The organism is Streptomyces sp. NPDC031670, from assembly GCF_055580545.1.
In genome coordinates this window covers 80,567-99,309 of sequence record NZ_JBVILC010000010.1, presented here as the reverse complement: position 1 = coordinate 99,309, position 18,743 = coordinate 80,567, and the positions used below count along the sequence as shown (strand labels likewise).

Sequence of the window (18,743 nt, the reverse complement as noted above, 5' to 3'; positions counted from 1 at the left end):
GCCGACCGATACGCCCTCTGCGTACTGGTCGATGCAGATTTCAGGCCGGAGGTTCCACGCCGAGTGACTCGAAGCGCCAGCGGTGGACCGCCCTGGTCACCAACTCCCCGTCCGGCTCCGGCAGTTCGGGCAGCTCCGCGTCGTACGCCGCGTCCCACCAGGTGATCACCAGAACCCGGTCCCCGGGCGCCGCGAAGACCTCGCGGCGCACCGGCGCGTACGGCAGCGGCTGGGCCCGGGCCCAGGCGAGGAGCTCCCCGCCCCGGCCCTCGGCGGCCCGCGCCTCCCACATCAGCGCGACCGTCACGGGTACAGGTTCTCCTTGCTGACCTCGTGCACATGGTCGTGGTCGTGCGCGTGGCCCTGGGTGCCCGGCACATGAGGGTCCGTCACCGGAAGCGAGGAGTCCGCCGACAGGTCGAGGTCCGAGGCGGGCCGGTTGCGCGCCACCATCTCGGCGCCGAGCGCCGCCACCATGGCGCCGTTGTCCGTGCACAGCCCCGGGCGCGGCACCCGCAGCCGGATGCCGGCCTTCTCGCACCGCTCCTGGGCGAGCGCGCGCAGCCGCGAGTTGGCCGCGACGCCGCCGCCGATCATCAGATGGTCCACGCCCTCGTCCTTGCAGGCCCGGACGGCCTTGCGGGTCAGGACGTCGACCACGGCCTCCTGGAAGGAGGCGGCCACGTCCCGGACCGGCACCTCCTCGCCCGCGTTGCGCTTGGCCTCGATCCAGCGGGCCACAGCCGTCTTCAGCCCCGAGAAGGAGAAGTCGTACGCCGGGTCGCGCGAACCGCTCAGACCGCGCGGGAACGCGATCGCCCGCGGGTCGCCCTCCTTGGCGAGCCGGTCGATCACCGGGCCGCCGGGAAAGCCCAGGTCGAGCACGCGCGCGATCTTGTCGAAGGCCTCGCCCGCGGCATCGTCGATCGTCGCGCCCATGGGGCGTACGTCCGCGGTGATGTCGGGCGCCAGCAGCAGCGAGGAGTGGCCGCCGCTGACCAGCAGCGCCATCGTGGGTTCGGGCAGCGGCCCGTGCTCCAGCTGGTCCACGCAGATGTGCGAGGCCAGATGGTTCACCCCGTACAGCGGCTTGTTCAGCGCGTACGCGTACGCCTTGGCGGCCGAGACGCCCACGAGCAGCGCGCCCGCCAGGCCCGGCCCGGCCGTCACCGCGATGCCGTCGAGGTCCCGGGCGGAGATCCCGGCCGTCTTCAGGGCGCGCTCGATGGTGGGGACCATCGCCTCCAGGTGCGCGCGCGAGGCGATCTCGGGCACCACACCGCCGTACCGGGCGTGGGTGTCCACGCTGGACGCGACGGCGTCGGCGAGCAGCGTCGTGCCGCGCACGATGCCGACGCCCGTCTCGTCGCAGGAGGTCTCGATGCCGAGTACCAGCGGTTCGTCAGCCATCAGTCAGTCTCTTCTGTTTCTCGGTCGTGTTCCTGGACGATCAGGCGCATCACGAGCGCGTCCACGTTGCCCGGCTGGTAGTAGCCCCGCCGGAATCCGATGGGTTCGAAGCCGAAGCGCTCGTAGAGCTTCTGGGCCCGTGTGTTGTCGACCCGCACTTCGAGCAGGACCTCGTCGCACTCGAAGGCGGTGGCGTGCTTGAGCAGGTCGGTCAGGAGCCGGGCGCCCAGGCCCGTGCCCCACTGGTCGCGGGCCGCGGCGATGGTCTGGACGTCACCGAGGCCGCCGGCGGCTGCGAGGCCCGCGTAGCCGACGAGCCGGCCCGAACCGTCCTCGGCGACCACATAGCGGCGGGTGGCGCCCGGTCCCCTGGCGTGCGCGAGCTCCGACCAGAACATCCCCGCCGACCAGGCGTCCTCGGGGAACAGGTCGTGTTCGAGCGCGAGCACCGGTTCTATGTCCCACCAGCGCATCTCGCGGAGCACCACGCTCACCGCGGGGTGACCACCTTGTAGTTCTTGGGCACCTGGGCGTCCGGGCGGCGCAGATACAGCGGCGTGGGCGGCAGGAACCCGGCGCCCGCCGCGAGCCGCTCGGCCGCCAGCGCCGCGAGCGCCGCCGCCGACTGGTGCTCGGGCCCGCGCGCGTCGGCGAACACCTCGGGGTAGAGCAGCGCGCCCGCGCCGACCGCCGGCACCCCGGCGACCTGCTCGGCGATGTCGGCGGGCCGGTCCACGGACGGCTCGCCCGCACGGGTGCGGAAGTCGTCGTAGCGGGCCCAGTAGACCTCCTTGCGGCGCGCGTCGGTGGCCACCACGAACGGCTCCTCGATACCGGAGGCGTAGGCGAGGCCGTCGAGCGTGCACAGGCCGTGGACCGGGACGCCGAGCACGGAGCCGAAGGTGGCGGCCGTCACCAGACCGACGCGCAGTCCGGTGTACGGGCCGGGGCCGGTCCCGACGACCAGGTCCGTGACGGCGTCGAGCTTGAGTCCGGCGTCCGCGAGCACCTGGTGGACGGCGGGCAGCAGCAGCTCCCCGTGGCGGCGGGCGTCCACCCGGCTGGTCTCGGCGACGACGTCGGTGCCGTCGTGCAGGGCGACGGTCACGGCGGGAGTGGCGGTATCAACGGCGAGCAAGAGCACGCGAACAGCCTACGGCCACGGCGCCGGAGGCACGGCGTCCCGTCCCTGCCGCCACCGGCTGCTACCGTCAGCCGCAGATATGACCGCAGGCTTGTACGCCTTGCGGCCGGTACGGACGAAAGGGGCGAGCCAGGTGGCAAGGAGCAGCTCGGGATTTGTGGCCGGGCTCACCGCGGCGGCGCTCGCGGTGGTCGGCTTCCTCGCCTATCAGGCGTCGGCCAACGCCCCGGCCAAGGCCGATCTGGCGGCCCCCGGGACCACCGTCTCGCCGGCCCCGAGCTCCTCGGCGGCGGTGCCGCCCGCGGGGAGGACGCCCGCGAAGAACCCGGCGGCGCTGCCGCCGAACTCGGGCGTCGGCCCGCGTGTCGTCTACTCGCTGGGTGCCAAGCGCGTCTGGCTGGTGGGCACCAAGACCCTCAAGGGCCTGCCGCCCAAGTCCTTCGAGGTCATGCCGTCGGCGGTCAGCCCGAAGCCCGGCAACTACGCGGTGACCTCGCGCGCGGCCTCCGTCCCGGGCTCGGACGGCGTGCCGATCGAGCACGTGGTGCGGTTCGCCACCGTCGACTCCGTGACCATCGGCTTCAGCGCGGCGGTCGACGGGAAGCTGACCAGCCCCGCCCCGGGCAAACGCACCGGCGGCATCCGGATGAAGCGCGAGGACGGCAACGCGCTGTGGACCTTCGCCACGATCGGCTCGAAGATCGTCGTGGTGCCGTAACCGCAGCTACGGGGCCCGCCGACGTACCGCGAGAAACACCCGAACGAGTGATACGGGTACGGGTCAGGCGGCGTCGCGGCGCTCGCCGCTCTCCTCGGTCGGCTCCGGCGGACCGTCGTCCGGCCCGGCCGCGTCCGTCCCGGTCCGCTCCGGCGGCGTGGAGACGGCGTTCGCCGCCGCGCAGGAGGCCAGCAGATCGTTCATGGACACACCCTGCGTGCGCCGCGGCTGCGCTGCGCGCTCCGACACGGTCATGGCGGCCTCCCGGCTTCTGGAGAAGGCGTGGTTAGGTAGACCTAACCAGGTCTCTCCTCCCATGTGACCACGGGCGGCGGGACCCGCGCAACATTTTGCCGACGGCTTGTCGGAACGTACGTCCGCCACGCGCCCCGCCACACCCCCGGCGACTACAGGGCGTCGATCCCGGCGCCCGACCACCGGGTACCCAGACCCGTCACGGTCACCACCCTCCGGTCGTCGTCGGTCTCGCCGACCACCCGGTCGATGACCACGTGCAGCCGGTCGTCGGAGAGCTCCTCCACCTTGCCGTCGCCCCACTCCACGACCACCACGGAGTCGGGCAGCGAGACATCGAGGTCGAGGTCCTCCATCTCGTCCAGACCGCCCCCGAGCCGGTACGCGTCCACGTGCACCAGGGCCGGGCCGCCGGTCGGCGAGGGGTGGACACGGGCGATCACGAAGGTCGGGGAGGTCACCGCGCCGCGCACGCCCAGGCCCTCGCCCAGGCCGCGCGCCAGCGTCGTCTTGCCCGCGCCGAGCTCACCGGTGAGCAGGACGAGATCGCCGGGGCGGAGCAGTTTGGCGATACGGCGGCCCAACTCCTGCATCTCGGCGGGCGAGTCGAGGGTGAGCCGGGTCATGGCCTCAGTGGCCTGGGTGTGCGGTGCTTCCATACGTGCCAACGTTAGTCGCCTCCGGCACCGCGCCGATGCGCACCAGGAGGTCCGCCAGCCGGTCGGTGACCGTCTCGGGGTGCTCCAGCATCACCAGATGCCCGCCGTCGGGCACGATGACCAGCTCGGCGTCGGGCAGCAGGTCCGCGATGGACTCGCTGTGCGAGCTGGGCGTGACCAGGTCGCGGTCGCCCGCCAGGACGAGCGCGGGCACCTCGGCGAAGACCTGGAGCGCCGCCTCCTTGTCGTGGTCGTCGAAGGCCGGGTAGAACTCCGCCACCACGTCGATCGGCGTCCCCTCGATCATCCGCTCGGCGAACCGGGCCACCGCCGGGTCCACGTCCCGGGAGGAGAACGAGTACCGCTTGATCATCCCGGCGAAGAGGTCGGCCGTGGCCCGCCGCCCCCGCTCCACCAGCTCCGCCTGCGAGCCGAGCGCCCTGAGCACCCCGGGCAGGACGCGGCGCACCACGTTGACCCCGGCCACCGGCAGGCCGTAGCTGACCTCGCCCATCCGGCCGGAGGAGGTGCCGACGAAGGCGACGCCGACGACCCGGTCGCGGATCAGCTCCGGGTACTGGTCGGCGAGCGCCATCACCGTCATCCCGCCCATCGAGTGCCCCACGAGCACCAGCGGCCCCTCGGGAGCCGCCGCGTCCAGGACCGCCTTGAGGTCGCGGCCCAGCTGGTCGATGGTGACGGGCCTGCCCTGCGCCTGGCCCTCGCCGCGCGCCGAGCGGCCGTGGCTGCGCTGGTCCCAGTACACGGTCCGCACGACCCCGCGCAGCGCCGCCCGCTGGAAGTGCCAGGCGTCCTGGCTCAGACAGAAGCCGTGCGAGAAGACCACGGTGACGGGCGCGGGCGCCTTGCGGCCGAACAGCCGCCGCTTGCGCGCCCCGTTGGCCTTGGCGGACGGCTCGGCCTCGTCGAGCTCGTAGTAGAGCGCGGTGCCGTCGTCGGCGTAGGCGCGCCCCGGTGTGCCGCGCAGCGCGCCGTACGGGCCCGTCGCGTCCAGCGCCAGCCGTGCCTTCTTGCGCATCCCGCGCCCGACGGTGAGCCGCTCGACCGCGACCCCGGCGGCGGCGCCCGCCGCCACCACGCCTATCGCGGCGCCGGCCAGACCCGCCCGGCGCCAGCTGCCCGCAGCCGCCCGCACCGCGTCCCCCGTGCTGGTCTCGCTCACCGTGCCGCTCCTTGTGGTCCAGGTCCCTGTCGTCGCCCCCCGCGGATCCGGCCGCCGGGGGTTCAGCCGTGCGAACTCTCGTTCAGATAGACGCGGGGTACCCGCGAACCGATCCGGGTGACGATCTCGTACGCGATGGTGTCCGCCGCCCGCGCCCAGTCCTCGGCGCTGGGCTCGCCCCGGTCCCCGGGCCCGAACAGCACCGCCTCCGCGCCCGCCTCCACGGTGTCCCCGTCGAGGTCGACCACGAACTGGTCCATGGCGACCCGTCCCGCCACCGTCCGCACCTTTCCGCCGAGCAGCACGGGCCCGCGGCCGGAGGCGTGCCGGGGGATGCCGTCCGCGTACCCGAGCGGAACCAGCGCGAGGCTGGTCTCCTCCCTGGTGACGTAGTGGTGTCCGTAGCTGACGCCGTGCCCCGCCGGGACCTGCTTGGCCAGCGCGACGGACGCGGCGAGCGTCATCACCGGCCGCAGCCCGAAGTCGCCCGGGGCACCGAGCTCGGGCGCGGGGCTGACGCCGTACATGGCGATACCGGTCCGTACCAGGTCGAAGTGGGACTCCGGGAGGGTGAGGGTCGCCGGGGAGTTGGCGATGTGCCGCACCTCGGGCTCGATACCCGCCTTCTCGGCGTACCCGACCAGTTCGCGGAAGAGGGTGAGCTGGGCGGCGATGGAGGGGTGGCCGGGCTCGTCGGCGCAGGCGAAGTGCGACCAGAGGCCGGTGACGCGGACCTCCGGGGCGGCCAGAGCCGCCTGGACCAGCTCGGGCCAGTCGGCGGGCTGGCAGCCGTTGCGTCCGAGCCCGGTGTCGGCCTTGAGCTGGATCCGGGCGACCCGGCCGGCCGCGCGGGCGGCCTCGGTGACCTCCCGCAGCGCCCACATCCCGCTCACCGACACATCGATGTCGGCCTCGACCGCCTCGCGCCAGGGGCCGCCGGGCGTCCACAGCCAGCACAGCATGCGCCCGTCGATCCCGGCCGCCCGCAGCGCCAGCGCCTCCTGCGGGGTGGCGGTGCCGACCCAGGCGGCGCCCGCCTCGATCGCGGCGCGGGCGCAGGGCAGCGCGCCGTGCCCGTACGCGTCCGCCTTCACGACGGCCATGAGCTGCGCGCCGGGGGTACGGGCGCGCAGCGCACGGACGTTGGCGCGCAGGGCGGCCAGATCGATCTCGGCGCGGGCTCGGGTGTGCACGGTCTGCGTCATCGCGGTCATCGCGCCAAGTCTCTCAGAGCTCCGCCCCCGCCTCAGGCGCCGGGCCGGTGCCCCCAGATGTGGACCGGGTCACCCTTGCGCAGCACGCCCCACAGCCGCTTGGCGTCCGAGTACGTCAGATTGACGCATCCGCGTGAGCCGACGGTGGAGTAGATGTTGTCGTAGATCGCGTGGAACGCCTGTCCCCCGCTGAAGAACTGGGCGTACGGCATGGGCGCGTTGTAGATGGTGGACCAGTGGTTCTTGTGTCGCCAGTAGACGGGGTAGGTGCCGGTACGGGTGGCGAGACCGGGCCGTCCGCTGCGGATCGCCACGGGCCCGAAGACGACTTTCGCGCTCCCCGTGCCCGTGCCCTTGCCCTTGCCCTTGCCCTTGCCCTGCACCCACATGATCTGCCGGTCGAGGTCGACGCAGGCGGTCCGGGCCGCGCGGGCCGGGCAGCGGCCGGCGGCGTCGGGGCGGGCCCGGGCGGTGAGCAGCCGCATGGTGCCCCAGGTGGCGGGCCCGGCGAAGCCGGTGTCGGGACGGATGCCGTGGGTGGTCTGGAAGCCGCGGATCGCGGCGCAGTCGGCGGCGGACTGCTTCCCGTCGACGGCCAGCCCCAGCCACCGCTCGACCTGGCGCTGATACGGCCCGGCCTGCCGGCTGCACGCGGTGGAGCCGACCTCGTCGCGGGGCACGTACTCGACGAGCCGCTCCACCCCGACGCCCGGCGCGACTGGCTCGACGGCGTCCTCGGCGGCGGTGGGCTGGTACACGAGCGGCGGCAGCGCCTGGTCCGGGGTGTCCATGGGGTACTCGGGCTGCCCCGGGGCCCGCGGCTCACCGGGCACGAGGGACCCGAGGGCGACGGTCTCGGGGGCGGGAGCGGCCTCGGGGGCAGGGGCCTCCGGGGCGGCCGGACCGACGGGGCCGGCGGCGGGCCCCGGGCGCGGGGGGATGGGGTAGGTGGCGGCGCAGAGGGTGAAGGTGAGGGCGGCGGTGAGGGCGAGGGTGAGGTGCAGGGGGAGGCGTTTGGGGCGACGGGTGGGGGTGAGGGGGTGGGGGTGGCGTTGGGGGGTCATGGGGTTCATGGGGTCAGGGAAGCGGGGGGAGGTGGGGGTTGGGGGGTGGCGCGCGGGCGGACGGGGCGTGTTTCCCCCACCCCGCCCCTTCCCGGGGCCTGTGAACGGAGGACCCGGCGGGACCCACGCACCCCCCTCAGGGGCGCGGGGAACTGCGCGACCGGCCCACGTCAGCCCGCAGACAACCACCGGCCTCCCAGCGGGCCCACTCGACACCGAGCGGCACGCAACCCCCTCAGGGGCGCGGGGAACTGCGCGAGCAACCCCCACCGGCCCGCACACAAAAACCCACCACCACTCCCAGTGGCACCGCACAGCCGGATTCGGAAGGGTGTAACCCATGCGTATTGCCTACCGCGTCGAGACCGTACGGGCCGCCGAGCAGGAGCTCATGGCCCGGCTGCCCCCCGGCACCCTCATGCAGCGCGCCGCCGCCGGCCTGGCCGCCGCCTGCGCGGGGATGCTCGGGCGGGTGTACGGCTCCCGCGTCGTCGTCCTCGCCGGCAGCGGCGCCAACGGCGGGGACGCCCTGTACGCCGGAGCCCGTCTGGCCCGGCGCGGCGCGGGCGTCACCGCCGTGCTGCTCGCCCCCGACCGCGCCCACCCCGACGGGCTCGCCGCGTTCCTGCGCGCCGGAGGCCGCGTCACCGACGACCCGTACGACGTACTGGCCGGCGCCGACCTCGTCCTCGACGGGATCACCGGCATCGGCGGCCACGGCGGGCTGCGCCCCGACGCCGTCCCGATCGCCCGCGCCGCCCGCGGCTCCGACGCCCTCGTCGTCGCGGTCGACCTGCCCAGCGGGATCGAGGCGGACACCGGGGAGGTCCTGGGGGAGGCCCTGCGCGCGGACGCGACGGTCACGTTCGGCGCGTACAAACCGGGGATGCTGATCGACCCGGCGTACGCGTACACCGGCGCCGTCCGCCTCGTCGACATCGGCCTCGGCCCCCACCTCCCCTCCGTCCCGGACTGCGAGGCGCTGCAACACGCCGATGTGGCGCAGCTGCTGCCCGCGCCGACGGGTGAGAGCGACAAGTACCGGCGCGGGGTCGTCGGCGTGGTCGCCGGGTCCGCGCGCTACCCCGGCGCGGCCGTGCTCGCGGTGGCGGGCGCGCTGCACGGCGGTGCGGGGGCCGTACGGTACGTCGGGCACGCCGCCGACGCCGTCATCGCCCGCTTCCCCGAGACGCTGGTCTCGGCGGGGCCCCCGGCCAAGGCGGGCCGCGTCCAGGCCTGGGTGGTCGGCCCCGGCCTCGGGGACGGCCCCGGGGTGGAGGAAGTGCTGGCCTCCGATGTTCCGGTCCTGGTGGACGCGGACGGGCTGCGGGGTCTGGACGCGGGAGCGGTACGGGCGAGGTCCGCGCCGACGCTGCTCACCCCGCACGCCGGGGAGGCGGCGGCGCTGCTCGGGGTGGGCCGGGCGGAGGTGGAGGGGGCGCGGCTGCGCTCCGTACGCGCACTGGCGGACCGGTACGGCGCGACCGTCCTCCTCAAGGGCTCGACCACGCTCGTCGCGGACCCGGACGGCCGCGCCCCGGTCCGCGTCAACCCGACGGGCACACCCTGGCTCGCCACGGCGGGCAGCGGCGACGTCCTCTCCGGCCTGGCGGGCTCGCTGCTGGCCGCGGGCCTGGAGACCCGGGACGCGGCATCGGTGGCGGCCTACCTCCACGGCCTGGCGGCGCGCCGCGCGGCAGAGGGGGCACCGGTGCGGGCGTCCGAGGTGGCGGAGGCCCTGACGGAGGCGTGGGGGGACGTACAGGGCTGAATCCGGCCCGGTCTTTGTCTGCGGGTGTGGTGGGGGCCGGTCGCGCAGTTCCCCGCGCCCCTGAGGGGGTTGCCTGCGGCCCGGCATCGAGTGGGCCTCCTCGGGGCCCGGTGCCTGTCCGCAGGCCGACGAGGGCTGAGCGCGCAGTTCCCCGCGCCCCTGAGGGGTTTGCCTGGGCCCGGGGCGAAACGGCATCCCCAGCGCCCGTGTCCGTCCGCAGGCCCCCGCGCCCCTGAGTAGCCGCCCCCTCCGCGCCGGAGGAGCACAGCCGCCTTCAGGGGCGCGGGGAACTGCGCGACCAGCCCCCACCCACCCGCAGACAAAGGGGGACAGCGCTGCCCGCACCCCAGGGGCGCGGGGAACTGCGCGACCAGCCCACGTCGGCCCGCAGACAAAGAACCACCCAGGGCCGCAGGGAACCGCGCGAGCAGCCGCACCGGGCCGCAGGGCCGCACGGCCGCAGACCCCCGACCGCCCGGGACGGCCCCGCACCCTCACCCCTCCGCGATCACCACCGCCGACGCCACCCCCGCGTCATGGCTCAACGACACATGCCACCCCCGCACCCCCAGCGCCTCCGCCCGGGCCGCCACGCTCCCCCGTACCCGCAGCCGCGGCTGGCCGCTCTCCTCCACGTACACCTCCGCGTCCGTCCAGCTCAGGCCGGCCGGGGCGCCCAGGGCCTTCGCCAGGGCCTCCTTCGCCGCGAAGCGGACCGCCAGGGACGCCGTGCCCCGGCGCTCCCCGCTCGGCAGCAGCAGCTCCTCCTCCACGAACAGGCGGTCGAGCAGCCCCGGCGTGCGCCGCAGCGACTCGCCGAAACGTTCGACCTCGGCCACGTCGATCCCCACCCCGATGATCATTCGACCGTTACCGACTTCGCGAGGTTGCGCGGCTGGTCCACCTCGTTGCCGCGCGCCGTGGCCAGCTCGCAGGCGAAGACCTGGAGCGGGACCGTGGCGACCAGCGGCTGGAGCAGCGTGGGCGTGGCGGGGATGCGGATCAGATGGTCCGCGTACGGCACCACCGTCTCGTCGCCGACCTCCGCGATCACGATCGTCCGCGCCCCCCGCGCCCTGATCTCCTGGATGTTCGACACGATCTTGTCGTGCAGCACCGAACGGCCCCGCGGCGACGGCACGACCACCACCACCGGCAGATCCGGCTCGATCAGCGCGATCGGCCCGTGTTTCAGCTCGCCCGCCGCGAACCCCTCCGCGTGCATATAGGCGAGCTCCTTGAGCTTGAGCGCGCCCTCCAGCGCCACCGGATAGCCCACATGGCGGCCCAGGAACAGCACGGTGTTCTTCGCCGCCAGCGACCGCGCCAGCTCCCGCACCGGCTCCATCGTCTCCAGCACCTGGTCGACGTCGCGCGCGATCGACGCCAGGTCCCGGATCACCGCCCGGATCTCGTCGCCCCACTTCGTCCCGCGCACCTGCCCCAGGTACAGGGCGACCAGGTAGCAGGCGACCAGCTGGGTCAGGAACGCCTTCGTGGACGCGACGGCGACCTCCGGGCCCGCGTGCGTGTACAGCACCGCGTCGGACTCGCGCGGGATCGTCGACCCGTTGGTGTTGCAGATGGCCAGCACCTTCGCGCCCTGCTCGCGCGCGTGCCGCAGCGCCATCAGGGTGTCCATGGTCTCGCCGGACTGCGAGATCGCGATCACCAGCGTGCGCCGGTCGAGGATCGGGTCGCGGTAGCGGAACTCGCTGGCGAGCTCCGTCTCGCAGGGGATCCGCGTCCAGTGCTCGATCGCCAGCTTGGCGATCATCCCCGCGTGGTACGCCGTACCGCACGCGACGATCACGACCTTGTCGACCTCGCGCAGCTCCGCCGCCGGGATACGGACCTCGTCCAGCGTCAGCGAACCCGCGGCGTCGATCCGGCCGAGCAGCGTATCGGCCACGGCCTTGGGCTGCTCGGCGATCTCCTTGAGCATGAAGTAGTCATAGCCCCCCTTCTCCGCGGCCGACGCGTCCCAGTCCACGTGGTACGACCGCACCTGTGCGGGAGCCCCGTCGAAGTCGGTGACCGACACACCGTCCCGCCGCAGCTCCACGACCTGGTCCTGGCCCAGCTCGATCGCGGACCGCGTGTGGGCGATGAACGCGGCCACGTCCGAGGCGAGGAAGGACTCGCCCTCTCCAACGCCCACCACCAGCGGGGAGTTCCGCCGCGCCCCGACCACCACGTCCGGCTCGTCGGCGTGCACCGCGACCAGCGTGAACGCCCCGTCGAGCCGCCTGCACACCTGCCGCATCGCCTCGGCCAGGTCCTCCGTGGAGGAGTACGCCTCGGCCAGCAGATGCGCGACGACCTCGGTGTCCGTCTCGGAGGCCAGCGCGTGGCCGCGCTCCTCCAGCTCCGCCCGCAGCGCCGCGAAGTTCTCGATGATCCCGTTGTGGACGACCGCGACCCGGCCCGCGTTGTCGAGGTGCGGGTGGGCGTTGGCGTCGGTCGGCCCGCCGTGGGTGGCCCAGCGGGTGTGCCCGATACCGGTGGAGCCGCTCGGCAGCGGCCGGTCCACCAGGGCTTTCTCCAGGTTGACGAGCTTGCCGGCCTTCTTGGCCGCGGCCAGCCCGCCGTCGGCGAGGACGGCGACCCCGGCCGAGTCGTAGCCCCGGTATTCGAGCCGCTTCAGCCCGGCGATGACAACATCGAGCGCTGACTGCGCTCCCACGTACCCGACGATTCCGCACATGGCGGCAGCCTACGACCGCACGGCCGCGAATCGGGCCCACTCCCGCGGCCCGCCCCGGCGGTGCGCCGCGTGACCCACCCCACCCCCCACATCGAGCCGCCAGCCACGACAATGGGCCTGTGATCACTTCGCCGCCACGCAGCGCCCAACGCCGGGCGGACTCGACTCCCTACGTCGACCTGACCCGCAGCGAGTGGAGCGCGCTGCGGGACAAGTCGCCCCTTCCGCTGACCGCCGAGGAGCTGGAACGACTGCGCGGCCTCGGTGACGTCATCGACCTCGACGAGGTACGGGACGTCTATCTGCCGCTGTCCCAGCTGCTCAACCTCTACGTGCAGGCCACCTCCGAGCTGCGCGGCGCCCTCAACACCTTCCTGGGCGGGTCCGGCAACGGCCACAGCGCCCAGCGCGGCACCCCGTTCGTCATAGGAGTGGCCGGGTCGGTCGCCGTCGGCAAGTCCACGGTGGCCCGCCTGCTCCAGGCGATGCTGGCCCGCTGGCCGGAGCACCCGCGCGTGGAGCGGGTCACCACCGACGGCTTCCTCTATCCGATGGCCGAGCTCCAGCGGCGCGGCCTGATGTCGCGCAAGGGGTTCCCCGAGTCGTACGACCGGCGCGCGCTGACCCGCTTCGTCGCCGACATCAAGGCGGGCAAGGACGAGGTCACCGCGCCCGTCTACTCCCACCTGATCTACGACCGGGTGCCCGGCGAGCTGCTCACCGTGCGCCGCCCGGACATCCTCATCGTGGAGGGCCTCAACGTCCTCCAGCCGGCCCTGCCCGGCCAGGACGGCCGCACCCGGGTCGGTCTCGCCGACTACTTCGACTTCAGCGTCTACGTGGACGCCCGGGCCGAGGACATCGAGACCTGGTACCTGAACCGTTTCCGCAAGCTGCGCGAGACGGCGTTCCAGGACCCGTCCTCGTACTTCCGCAAGTACACGCAGGTCTCCGAGGAGGAGGCGCTCGACTACGCGCGCACCGCCTGGCGGACCATCAACCGGCCCAACCTGGTGGAGAACGTGGCCCCGACCCGCGGGCGCGCCACCCTGGTCGTGCGCAAGGGTCCCGACCACAAGGTCCAGAAGCTGTCCCTGCGCAAGCTCTGACGCCCGGACGGCTGGCAGAAGAACGAGCGGGCCCGCCGGGAACTTCCCCGGCGGGCCCGCTCGTTGAGCGCGTGTGCGTACGAAGGTACGCGTCCGGTCCTAGCCCAGGGCCGACTTCACGACGTCCGCCAGGCGGCCCGCCACCGACCGCGCCTGGTCGATGTCGGCGGCCTCGACCATCACGCGCACCAGCGGCTCGGTGCCCGAGGGGCGCAGCAGCACCCGGCCGGTGGAGCCCAGCTCGCGCTCGGCCTCGGTGACCGCGGCGGTCAGCTCGGCCGAGGTGGCGACCCGGGACTTGTCGACGTCCGGCACGTTGACCAGGACCTGCGGCAGTCGCTCCATGACGCCCGCGAGGTCGGCCAGGGTGCGGCCGGTCGCGGCGACGCGGGCCGCCAGCATCAGACCGGTGAGGGTGCCGTCGCCGGTGGTCGCGTGGTCGAGGATGATCACGTGGCCGGACTGCTCGCCGCCCAGCGCGTAGCCGTGCTCCTTCATCGACTCCAGCACATAGCGGTCGCCGACGCCCGTCTGGACCAGCTGGAGGCCCTCGCGCTCCATGGCGATCTTGAAGCCGAGGTTGGACATCACCGTGCCCACGACCGCGTCGCCGCGCAGGGTGCCCGCCTCGCGCATGGCGAGCGCGAGCACGGCGAGGATCTGGTCGCCGTCGACCTCGTTGCCCTGCGCGTCCACCGCCAGGCAGCGGTCCGCGTCACCGTCGTGCGCGATGCCGAGGTCGGCGCCGTGCTCGACGACCGCCGCCTTCAGCAGGTCGAGGTGGGTCGAGCCGCAGCCGTCGTTGATGTTGAGCCCGTCCGGCTCGGCACCGATCGTGACGACCTCGGCCCCGGCCCGGGTGAACGCCTCGGGCGAGACCCGGGCGGCGGCGCCGTGCGCCTCGTCCAGGACGACCTTCAGACCGTCGAGGCGGTTGGGCAGCACGCCGATGAGGTGGGCGACGTACTTGTCGAAGCCCTCCTTGTACGCGCGGACGCGGCCGACGCCGGCGCCGGTCGGGCGCTGCCACGGCTCGCCCGTGCGGTGCTGGTCGTAGACGCGCTCGATCCGGTCCTCCAGCTCGTCGGCGAGCTTGTGGCCGCCGCGCGCGAAGAACTTGATGCCGTTGTCGGGCATGGCGTTGTGGCTGGCGGAGAGCATCACACCGAGGTCCGCGCCGAGCGCGCCGGTGAGATATGCCACGGCCGGGGTCGGCAGCACGCCGACGCGCAGCACGTCGACGCCGGCGCTGGCGAGGCCTGCGACGACCGCGGCCTCCAGGAACTCCCCGGAAGCGCGGGGGTCGCGCCCGACCACCGCGGTGGGCCGGTGGCCCGCGAAGGTACCCGCCTCGGCCAGTACGTGAGCCGCCGCGACCGAGAGCCCGAGCGCGAGCTCAGCCGTCAGATCGGCGTTGGCCACGCCGCGTACACCGTCCGTGCCGAAGAGTCGTCCCACTGCTGTCCTCCATTGAGATCCACCGGCGCCGCACCCGGGCGCCCCACCACTGGTGTCAAAAACAACGCCGCCCCGGCAGCACCAGGAGTGCTGCCGGGGCGGACGAGAGCCGTACAGGCGGCAGGCGCGATTTAGCGCTTGCTGTACTGCGGGGCCTTGCGGGCCTTCTTGAGACCGGCCTTCTTGCGCTCGACCGCGCGGTCGTCGCGGGAGAGGAAGCCGGCCTTCTTCAGCGCCGGGCGGTTGTTCTCGACGTCCGCCTCGTTCAGCGCACGGGCCACGCCGAGGCGCAGGGCGCCGGCCTGGCCGGACACGCCGCCACCCGAGATACGGGCGATGACGTCGTAGCGGTTGTCGAGCTCGAGCACCTTGAAGGGCTCGTTGACTTCCTGCTGGTGGACCTTGTTCGGGAAGTAGTCCTCGAGCGTACGCCCGTTGATCTTCCACTTGCCGGTGCCCGGGACGATCCGGACGCGGGCGATGGCGTTCTTGCGACGGCCCAGGCCGGCGGCCGGCTGCGGGTCGCCGAAGCGGGACGCCAGGGACTCGGTGGTGTACTCGCCCTCGACGGGGACCTCGGACTCGAAGGTGGTGACCTCCGCGTAGGTCTCTTCGCCCTCGACGGGGGTCTCGACAGTGGTCTCGGCCACGATGCTCCTCAGATTCTTTTCTGTCTTAGGGGGTGTGGTGGCCGGAACTACTGCGCGACCTGGGTGATCTCGAACGGCACCGGCTGCTGGGCAGCGTGGGGGTGCTGGTCGCCCGAGTAGACCTTCAGCTTCGAGAGCATCTGACGGCCCAGGGAGTTCTTGGGGATCATGCCCCGGATGGCCTTCTCGACGGCCTTCTCCGGGTTGTTCGCCAGGAGGTCGTCGTAGCGCACGGAGCGGAGACCGCCCGGGTAGCCGGAGTGGCGGTAGGCCAGCTTCTGCTCGCGCTTGTTGCCGGACAGGTGAACCTTGTCGGCGTTGATGATGATGACGAAGTCACCCATGTCCATGTGGGGCGCATAGACGGGCTTGTGCTTGCCCCGGAGGAGGTTCGCAGCGGTCGTCGCGAGACGGCCCAGGACGACGTCCTGGGCGTCAATGACGTGCCACTGGCGAGTGATGTCGCCGGGCTTGGGGCTGTACGTACGCACGGTCGTAGCCTTCGCTTCTTCAGTGGATGGGGTCCAGACACATTGCACCCTGAAGCGATCATGCAGCTTGGGCTCACAGTGCCGGGGACGCTGCCCGTATGCGAGCCACTGGTAACTGCTCCAGAGAACCTACGTAATGGCCCCTCGCGTGAGAACGACCAAGCCAATACGCATAACGAACCAGAAGGATACCCACGGCCCCCCTCACGGGTCAAAACCGCCCCGGTCCGGCGACGGCGAAGCCGAGCCTTCAAGGGGCGCGGGGAACTGCGCGACCGGCCCACCACGGCCCGCGGGCGAAAGAGGCGCACCGCGGGGGGCCCGGGGGCGCAGCACCCCGGAAAACCCCTACCGCACCCGCTCCACCCGCCGCTCGTCCCACACCGGCTCCGCCGTCTCCCGCACCACCCCGTCCGACCCGAACACCAGGTACCGGTCGAAGGCCCGGGCGAACCAGCGGTCGTGGGTGACGGCCACCACCGTCCCCTCGTACGCCTCCAGCCCGTCCTGGAGCGCCTCCGCCGACTCCAGGTCGAGGTTGTCCGTCGGCTCGTCCAGGAGCAGCGCGGTCGTCCCGGCCAACTCCAGCAGGAGGATCTGGAAGCGTGCCTGCTGCCCGCCGGAGAGCCTCTCGAAGGCCTGGTCCCCCTGGCGCTCCAGCTCGTACCGGCGCAGCACCGACATCGCCCCGCCCCGGTCCTTGGCGTGCTCCGTCCACAGGATGTCGACGAGGGTGCGGCCGAGCAGCTCGGGATGCGCGTGCGTCTGCGCGAAGTGGCCGGGCACCACCCGCGCCCCCAGCTTCCACAGCCCCGTGTGGGCCACCGAGGCGTCCCCCGCGAGGAGGCGCAGGAAGTGGGACTTCCCCGAGCCGTTCGACCCCAGCACCGCCACCCGCTCGCCGTAGAAGATCTCCAGCGAGAACGGCTTCATCAGTCCGGTCAGCTCAAGGTTCTCGCAGGTCACGGCCCGTATCCCGGTACGGCCACCGCGCAGCCGCATGGTGATCTCCTGCTCGCGCGGCGGCTCCGGCGGCGGCCCGGCCTCCTCGAACTTCCTCAGCCGCGTCTGGGCCGCCGCGTACCGCGAGGCCAGCTCGTGGCTGACCGAGGCCGCCTGCCGCAGCGAGACCACCAGCTTCTTCAGCTGGGTGTGCTTCTCCTCCCAGCGCCGCTTGAGCTCCTCGAAGCGGGCGAACCGCTCCTTGCGGGCGGCGTGGAAGGTGTCGAAGCCGCCGCCGTGCACCCATACGTCGGAGCCGTCGACCCCCGGCTCCACCGCGATGATCTTCTGGGCGGCGCGGGAGAGCAGCTCCCGGTCGTGCGAGATGAACAGCACCGTCTTGCGGGTGGCCCGCAGCTGGTCCTCCAGCCACCGCTTGCCGGGTACGTCCAGATAGTTGTCCGGCTCGTCGAGCAGCAGCACCTCGTCGGAGCCGCGCAGCAGCGCCTCCAGCACGAGCCGCTTCTGCTCACCGCCGGAGAGCGTGCGCACCTCGCGGAACTGGGCCTTGTCGTAGGGGACGCCGAGCGCGGCCGTCGTGCAGACGTCCCACAGGGTCTCCGCCTCGTACCCCCGCACGTCCGCCCAGTCCGAGAGCGCCTGCGCGTACCTCATCTGCGCGGACTCGTCGTCCACCGTCATGATCAGGTGCTCGGCCTCGTCCACGGCCTTCGCCGCCGCCCGGATCCTGGGCTGCGCGACCGACACCAGCAGGTCCCGTACGGTCGTGTCGTCCCGCACCGAGCCCACGAACTGCGGCATCACACCGAGCCCGCCGCCCACGGAGACGGTCCCGCCGTGCGGCTGGAGCTCGCCGGAGATCATCCGCAGCAGGGTCGTCTTGCCGGCGCCGTTCGCCCCGACCAGGGCCACCACCGCACCCTCCCCCACCCGGAACGACGCGTCGGCGAGCAGGACCCGCCCGTCCGGCAGGTAGTACTCCAGGTGTGCGGCCTCTACATGTCCCATACGCGGATTGTCGCCCACCCCGTACTCGCGCTCACAATCGAATTAGGATGCGCGCCATGAGCTTTGGGCAAGGGGGTCCCGCATGGGGCCCGGGGGACAACGGCACACCGGACTGGGCGGCGCTCGCCGACGAGGCCGCCGCGCGCGGGCGCAAGAAGCGCTGGCTGCTGATCGGCGGCGGCGCGCTGGCCACGGCGGCGGTGGTGGCGATCGTCGCCACGGCCATCGTGAGCACCGGTGGTTCCAAGGACGGTGCCGACGGGAAGTCCCCCAGCGAGCTGCCCTCCGCCCAGACCCTGCCCAGCGGCACCGCCGAGCCGCAGCCGTCGTTCTCCTCGGTGGCCCCGCCGCCCCCGCCCAACCCGCACGACTTCATATCCAGCGCCAAGAAGGACAAGGCGCCGCTGAGCGCCGACACGCTCTTCCCGGGCAAGACGCTGAAGATGGGCGACCGCACCTACACCAAGGGCGCCACCGCCCGCACCACGGACTGCGCCGCCGCCACCCGCGGCTCGCTCGGCTCGGTCCTCACGGCCAACGGCTGCGACCAGGTCATCCGGGCCACCTACGTCCGGGACGGCGTCGCCGTGACGATCGGCGTGGCCACCTTCGAGACCGAGGCGAAGGCGCTGCGCGCCAAGCAGCAGGCGGGCATCGGCCTCGCCCCGCTCGCGGGCTCCGGGGTCCCGGGCTTCTGCGACGGCGGCCACGCCGTCTGCCGCAACACGTCCAACTCCTACGGCCGGTACGCCTACTTCGGCATCAGCGGCTACACCGACGGCAGAAGCGTCACCAAGGGCGACAAGAACGCCTTCGCCCCGGGTGACGACCTGGCCGAGTTCACCTTCCGTCAGATCGTCGCCCGGGGCGAGCAGCAGGCCCAGGCGGCGGCGACGGCTCCGCCGGCCTAGGCGTTCGTCCGCGAGCCGTCCGTGGCCG

19 protein-coding genes are annotated in these 18,743 nt (G+C 73.1%); 4 read left to right on the top strand and 15 right to left on the bottom strand.

The window, feature by feature from the left end; translation table 11 throughout:
• Window positions 1–40: 40 nt before the first annotated feature.
• Genes ACZ5ID_RS20335 through tsaB form a run of 4 tightly spaced genes read right to left on the bottom strand, consistent with a single transcriptional unit; the run spans window position 41 to window position 2,554 of the window.
• Complete coding sequence (locus ACZ5ID_RS20335) at window positions 41–307, bottom strand: hypothetical protein (protein WP_468899640.1); 267 nt, start codon at window positions 305–307, stop codon at window positions 41–43.
• Window positions 304–1,410, bottom strand: a complete 1,107-nt coding sequence (tsaD, locus tag ACZ5ID_RS20330) for a tRNA (adenosine(37)-N6)-threonylcarbamoyltransferase complex transferase subunit TsaD (RefSeq protein WP_468899637.1) — start codon at window positions 1,408–1,410, stop codon at window positions 304–306. The genes ACZ5ID_RS20335 and tsaD overlap by 4 nt, the downstream gene beginning before the upstream one ends.
• Window positions 1,410–1,883: a ribosomal protein S18-alanine N-acetyltransferase gene (gene rimI / locus ACZ5ID_RS20325; RefSeq protein WP_406553665.1), complete on the bottom strand. Its 474-nt coding sequence runs from the start codon at window positions 1,881–1,883 to the stop codon at window positions 1,410–1,412. The genes tsaD and rimI overlap by 1 nt, the downstream gene beginning before the upstream one ends.
• 17 nt (window positions 1,884–1,900) lie before the next feature.
• Complete coding sequence (gene tsaB / locus ACZ5ID_RS20320; protein ID WP_468899634.1) at window positions 1,901–2,554, bottom strand: tRNA (adenosine(37)-N6)-threonylcarbamoyltransferase complex dimerization subunit type 1 TsaB; 654 nt, start codon at window positions 2,552–2,554, stop codon at window positions 1,901–1,903.
• A gap of 133 nt (window positions 2,555–2,687) precedes the next feature.
• Here tsaB and ACZ5ID_RS20315 point away from each other — a divergent pair, with 133 nt between their 5' ends.
• Window positions 2,688–3,272 carry a hypothetical protein gene (locus ACZ5ID_RS20315; protein ID WP_468899631.1) on the top strand — a complete coding sequence of 195 codons (585 nt, stop codon included), beginning with the start codon at window positions 2,688–2,690 and terminating at the stop codon, window positions 3,270–3,272.
• 63 nt (window positions 3,273–3,335) lie between these two features.
• Here the strand turns inward: ACZ5ID_RS20315 and ACZ5ID_RS20310 are convergent, their stop codons facing one another.
• The 5 genes from ACZ5ID_RS20310 to ACZ5ID_RS20290 form a co-directional block, all read right to left on the bottom strand.
• Window positions 3,336–3,527 carry a hypothetical protein gene (locus ACZ5ID_RS20310; RefSeq protein ID WP_468899628.1) on the bottom strand — a complete coding sequence of 64 codons (192 nt, stop codon included), beginning with the start codon at window positions 3,525–3,527 and terminating at the stop codon, window positions 3,336–3,338.
• Window positions 3,528–3,679: 152 nt separating this feature from the next.
• On the bottom strand, window positions 3,680–4,186 hold the full coding sequence (tsaE, locus tag ACZ5ID_RS20305) for a tRNA (adenosine(37)-N6)-threonylcarbamoyltransferase complex ATPase subunit type 1 TsaE (protein ID WP_468899625.1): 507 nt from the start codon (window positions 4,184–4,186) through the stop codon (window positions 3,680–3,682).
• On the bottom strand, window positions 4,158–5,369 hold the full coding sequence (locus ACZ5ID_RS20300) for an alpha/beta fold hydrolase (protein WP_468899622.1): 1,212 nt from the start codon (window positions 5,367–5,369) through the stop codon (window positions 4,158–4,160). Before ACZ5ID_RS20300 ends, tsaE begins: the two co-directional genes overlap by 29 nt.
• Before the next feature lie 62 nt (window positions 5,370–5,431).
• Complete coding sequence (gene alr, locus ACZ5ID_RS20295) at window positions 5,432–6,574, bottom strand: alanine racemase (protein WP_468899979.1); 1,143 nt, start codon at window positions 6,572–6,574, stop codon at window positions 5,432–5,434.
• A gap of 41 nt (window positions 6,575–6,615) precedes the next feature.
• On the bottom strand, window positions 6,616–7,656 hold the full coding sequence (locus ACZ5ID_RS20290; RefSeq protein ID WP_468899619.1) for a L,D-transpeptidase family protein: 1,041 nt from the start codon (window positions 7,654–7,656) through the stop codon (window positions 6,616–6,618).
• 331 nt (window positions 7,657–7,987) lie between these two features.
• On the opposite strand from ACZ5ID_RS20290, the gene ACZ5ID_RS20285 reads away from it, so the two are divergent.
• Complete coding sequence (locus ACZ5ID_RS20285; RefSeq protein WP_468899616.1) at window positions 7,988–9,418, top strand: NAD(P)H-hydrate dehydratase; 1,431 nt, start codon at window positions 7,988–7,990, stop codon at window positions 9,416–9,418.
• Window positions 9,419–9,912: 494 nt separating this feature from the next.
• Here the strand turns inward: ACZ5ID_RS20285 and ACZ5ID_RS20280 are convergent, their stop codons facing one another.
• Together ACZ5ID_RS20280 and glmS are read right to left on the bottom strand one after the other, a co-directional pair.
• Window positions 9,913–10,281, bottom strand: coding sequence for a holo-ACP synthase (locus ACZ5ID_RS20280; RefSeq protein WP_468899613.1), 369 nt, complete (start codon window positions 10,279–10,281; stop codon window positions 9,913–9,915).
• Window positions 10,278–12,125, bottom strand: a complete 1,848-nt coding sequence (gene glmS / locus ACZ5ID_RS20275) for a glutamine--fructose-6-phosphate transaminase (isomerizing) (protein ID WP_468899610.1) — start codon at window positions 12,123–12,125, stop codon at window positions 10,278–10,280. Before glmS ends, ACZ5ID_RS20280 begins: the two co-directional genes overlap by 4 nt.
• Window positions 12,126–12,244: 119 nt before the next feature.
• Between glmS and coaA the strand changes: the two genes are divergently transcribed.
• Window positions 12,245–13,234, top strand: coding sequence for a type I pantothenate kinase (coaA, locus tag ACZ5ID_RS20270; protein WP_406551839.1), 990 nt, complete (start codon window positions 12,245–12,247; stop codon window positions 13,232–13,234).
• A gap of 99 nt (window positions 13,235–13,333) precedes the next feature.
• Here the strand turns inward: coaA and glmM are convergent, their stop codons facing one another.
• The 4 genes from glmM to ACZ5ID_RS20250 form a co-directional block, all read right to left on the bottom strand.
• Window positions 13,334–14,692 carry a phosphoglucosamine mutase gene (gene glmM / locus ACZ5ID_RS20265; protein ID WP_468899606.1) on the bottom strand — a complete coding sequence of 453 codons (1,359 nt, stop codon included), beginning with the start codon at window positions 14,690–14,692 and terminating at the stop codon, window positions 13,334–13,336.
• 131 nt (window positions 14,693–14,823) lie between these two features.
• The gene (rpsI, locus tag ACZ5ID_RS20260; RefSeq protein ID WP_358836279.1) at window positions 14,824–15,342 is read right to left on the bottom strand and encodes a 30S ribosomal protein S9; all 519 of its coding nucleotides are present in this window, start codon (window positions 15,340–15,342) and stop codon (window positions 14,824–14,826) included.
• Between the two features lie 47 nt (window positions 15,343–15,389).
• Window positions 15,390–15,833 (bottom strand): 50S ribosomal protein L13, encoded by a 444-nt coding sequence (rplM, locus tag ACZ5ID_RS20255; protein WP_101389615.1) that lies wholly within the window; start codon window positions 15,831–15,833, stop codon window positions 15,390–15,392.
• A gap of 348 nt (window positions 15,834–16,181) precedes the next feature.
• Window positions 16,182–17,804, bottom strand: coding sequence for an ABC-F family ATP-binding cassette domain-containing protein (locus tag ACZ5ID_RS20250; protein ID WP_468899602.1), 1,623 nt, complete (start codon window positions 17,802–17,804; stop codon window positions 16,182–16,184).
• Between the two features lie 56 nt (window positions 17,805–17,860).
• On the opposite strand from ACZ5ID_RS20250, the gene ACZ5ID_RS20245 reads away from it, so the two are divergent.
• Window positions 17,861–18,715, top strand: coding sequence for a hypothetical protein (locus ACZ5ID_RS20245; RefSeq protein WP_468899599.1), 855 nt, complete (start codon window positions 17,861–17,863; stop codon window positions 18,713–18,715).
• Window positions 18,716–18,743: the final 28 nt, after the last annotated feature.

Bases quoted from the DNA above. Each gene is read 5' to 3' on its own strand.
- ACZ5ID_RS20310 (WP_468899628.1), bottom strand. From the start codon at position 3,527: ATGACCGTGTCGGAGCGCGCAGCGCAGCCGCGGCGCACGCAGGGTGTG.
- ACZ5ID_RS20290 (WP_468899619.1), bottom strand. From the start codon at position 7,656: ATGAACCCCATGACCCCCCAACGCCACCCCCACCCCCTCACCCCCACC.
- alr (WP_468899979.1), bottom strand. From the start codon at position 6,574: ATGACGCAGACCGTGCACACCCGAGCCCGCGCCGAGATCGATCTGGCC.
- ACZ5ID_RS20280 (WP_468899613.1), bottom strand. From the start codon at position 10,281: ATGATCATCGGGGTGGGGATCGACGTGGCCGAGGTCGAACGTTTCGGC.
- tsaD (WP_468899637.1), bottom strand. From the start codon at position 1,410: ATGGCTGACGAACCGCTGGTACTCGGCATCGAGACCTCCTGCGACGAG.
- ACZ5ID_RS20285 (WP_468899616.1), top strand. From the start codon at position 7,988: ATGCGTATTGCCTACCGCGTCGAGACCGTACGGGCCGCCGAGCAGGAG.
- rimI (WP_406553665.1), bottom strand. From the start codon at position 1,883: ATGCGCTGGTGGGACATAGAACCGGTGCTCGCGCTCGAACACGACCTG.
- ACZ5ID_RS20250 (WP_468899602.1), bottom strand. From the start codon at position 17,804: ATGGGACATGTAGAGGCCGCACACCTGGAGTACTACCTGCCGGACGGG.
- glmS (WP_468899610.1), bottom strand. From the start codon at position 12,125: ATGTGCGGAATCGTCGGGTACGTGGGAGCGCAGTCAGCGCTCGATGTT.
- tsaE (WP_468899625.1), bottom strand. From the start codon at position 4,186: ATGGAAGCACCGCACACCCAGGCCACTGAGGCCATGACCCGGCTCACC.
- ACZ5ID_RS20245 (WP_468899599.1), top strand. From the start codon at position 17,861: ATGAGCTTTGGGCAAGGGGGTCCCGCATGGGGCCCGGGGGACAACGGC.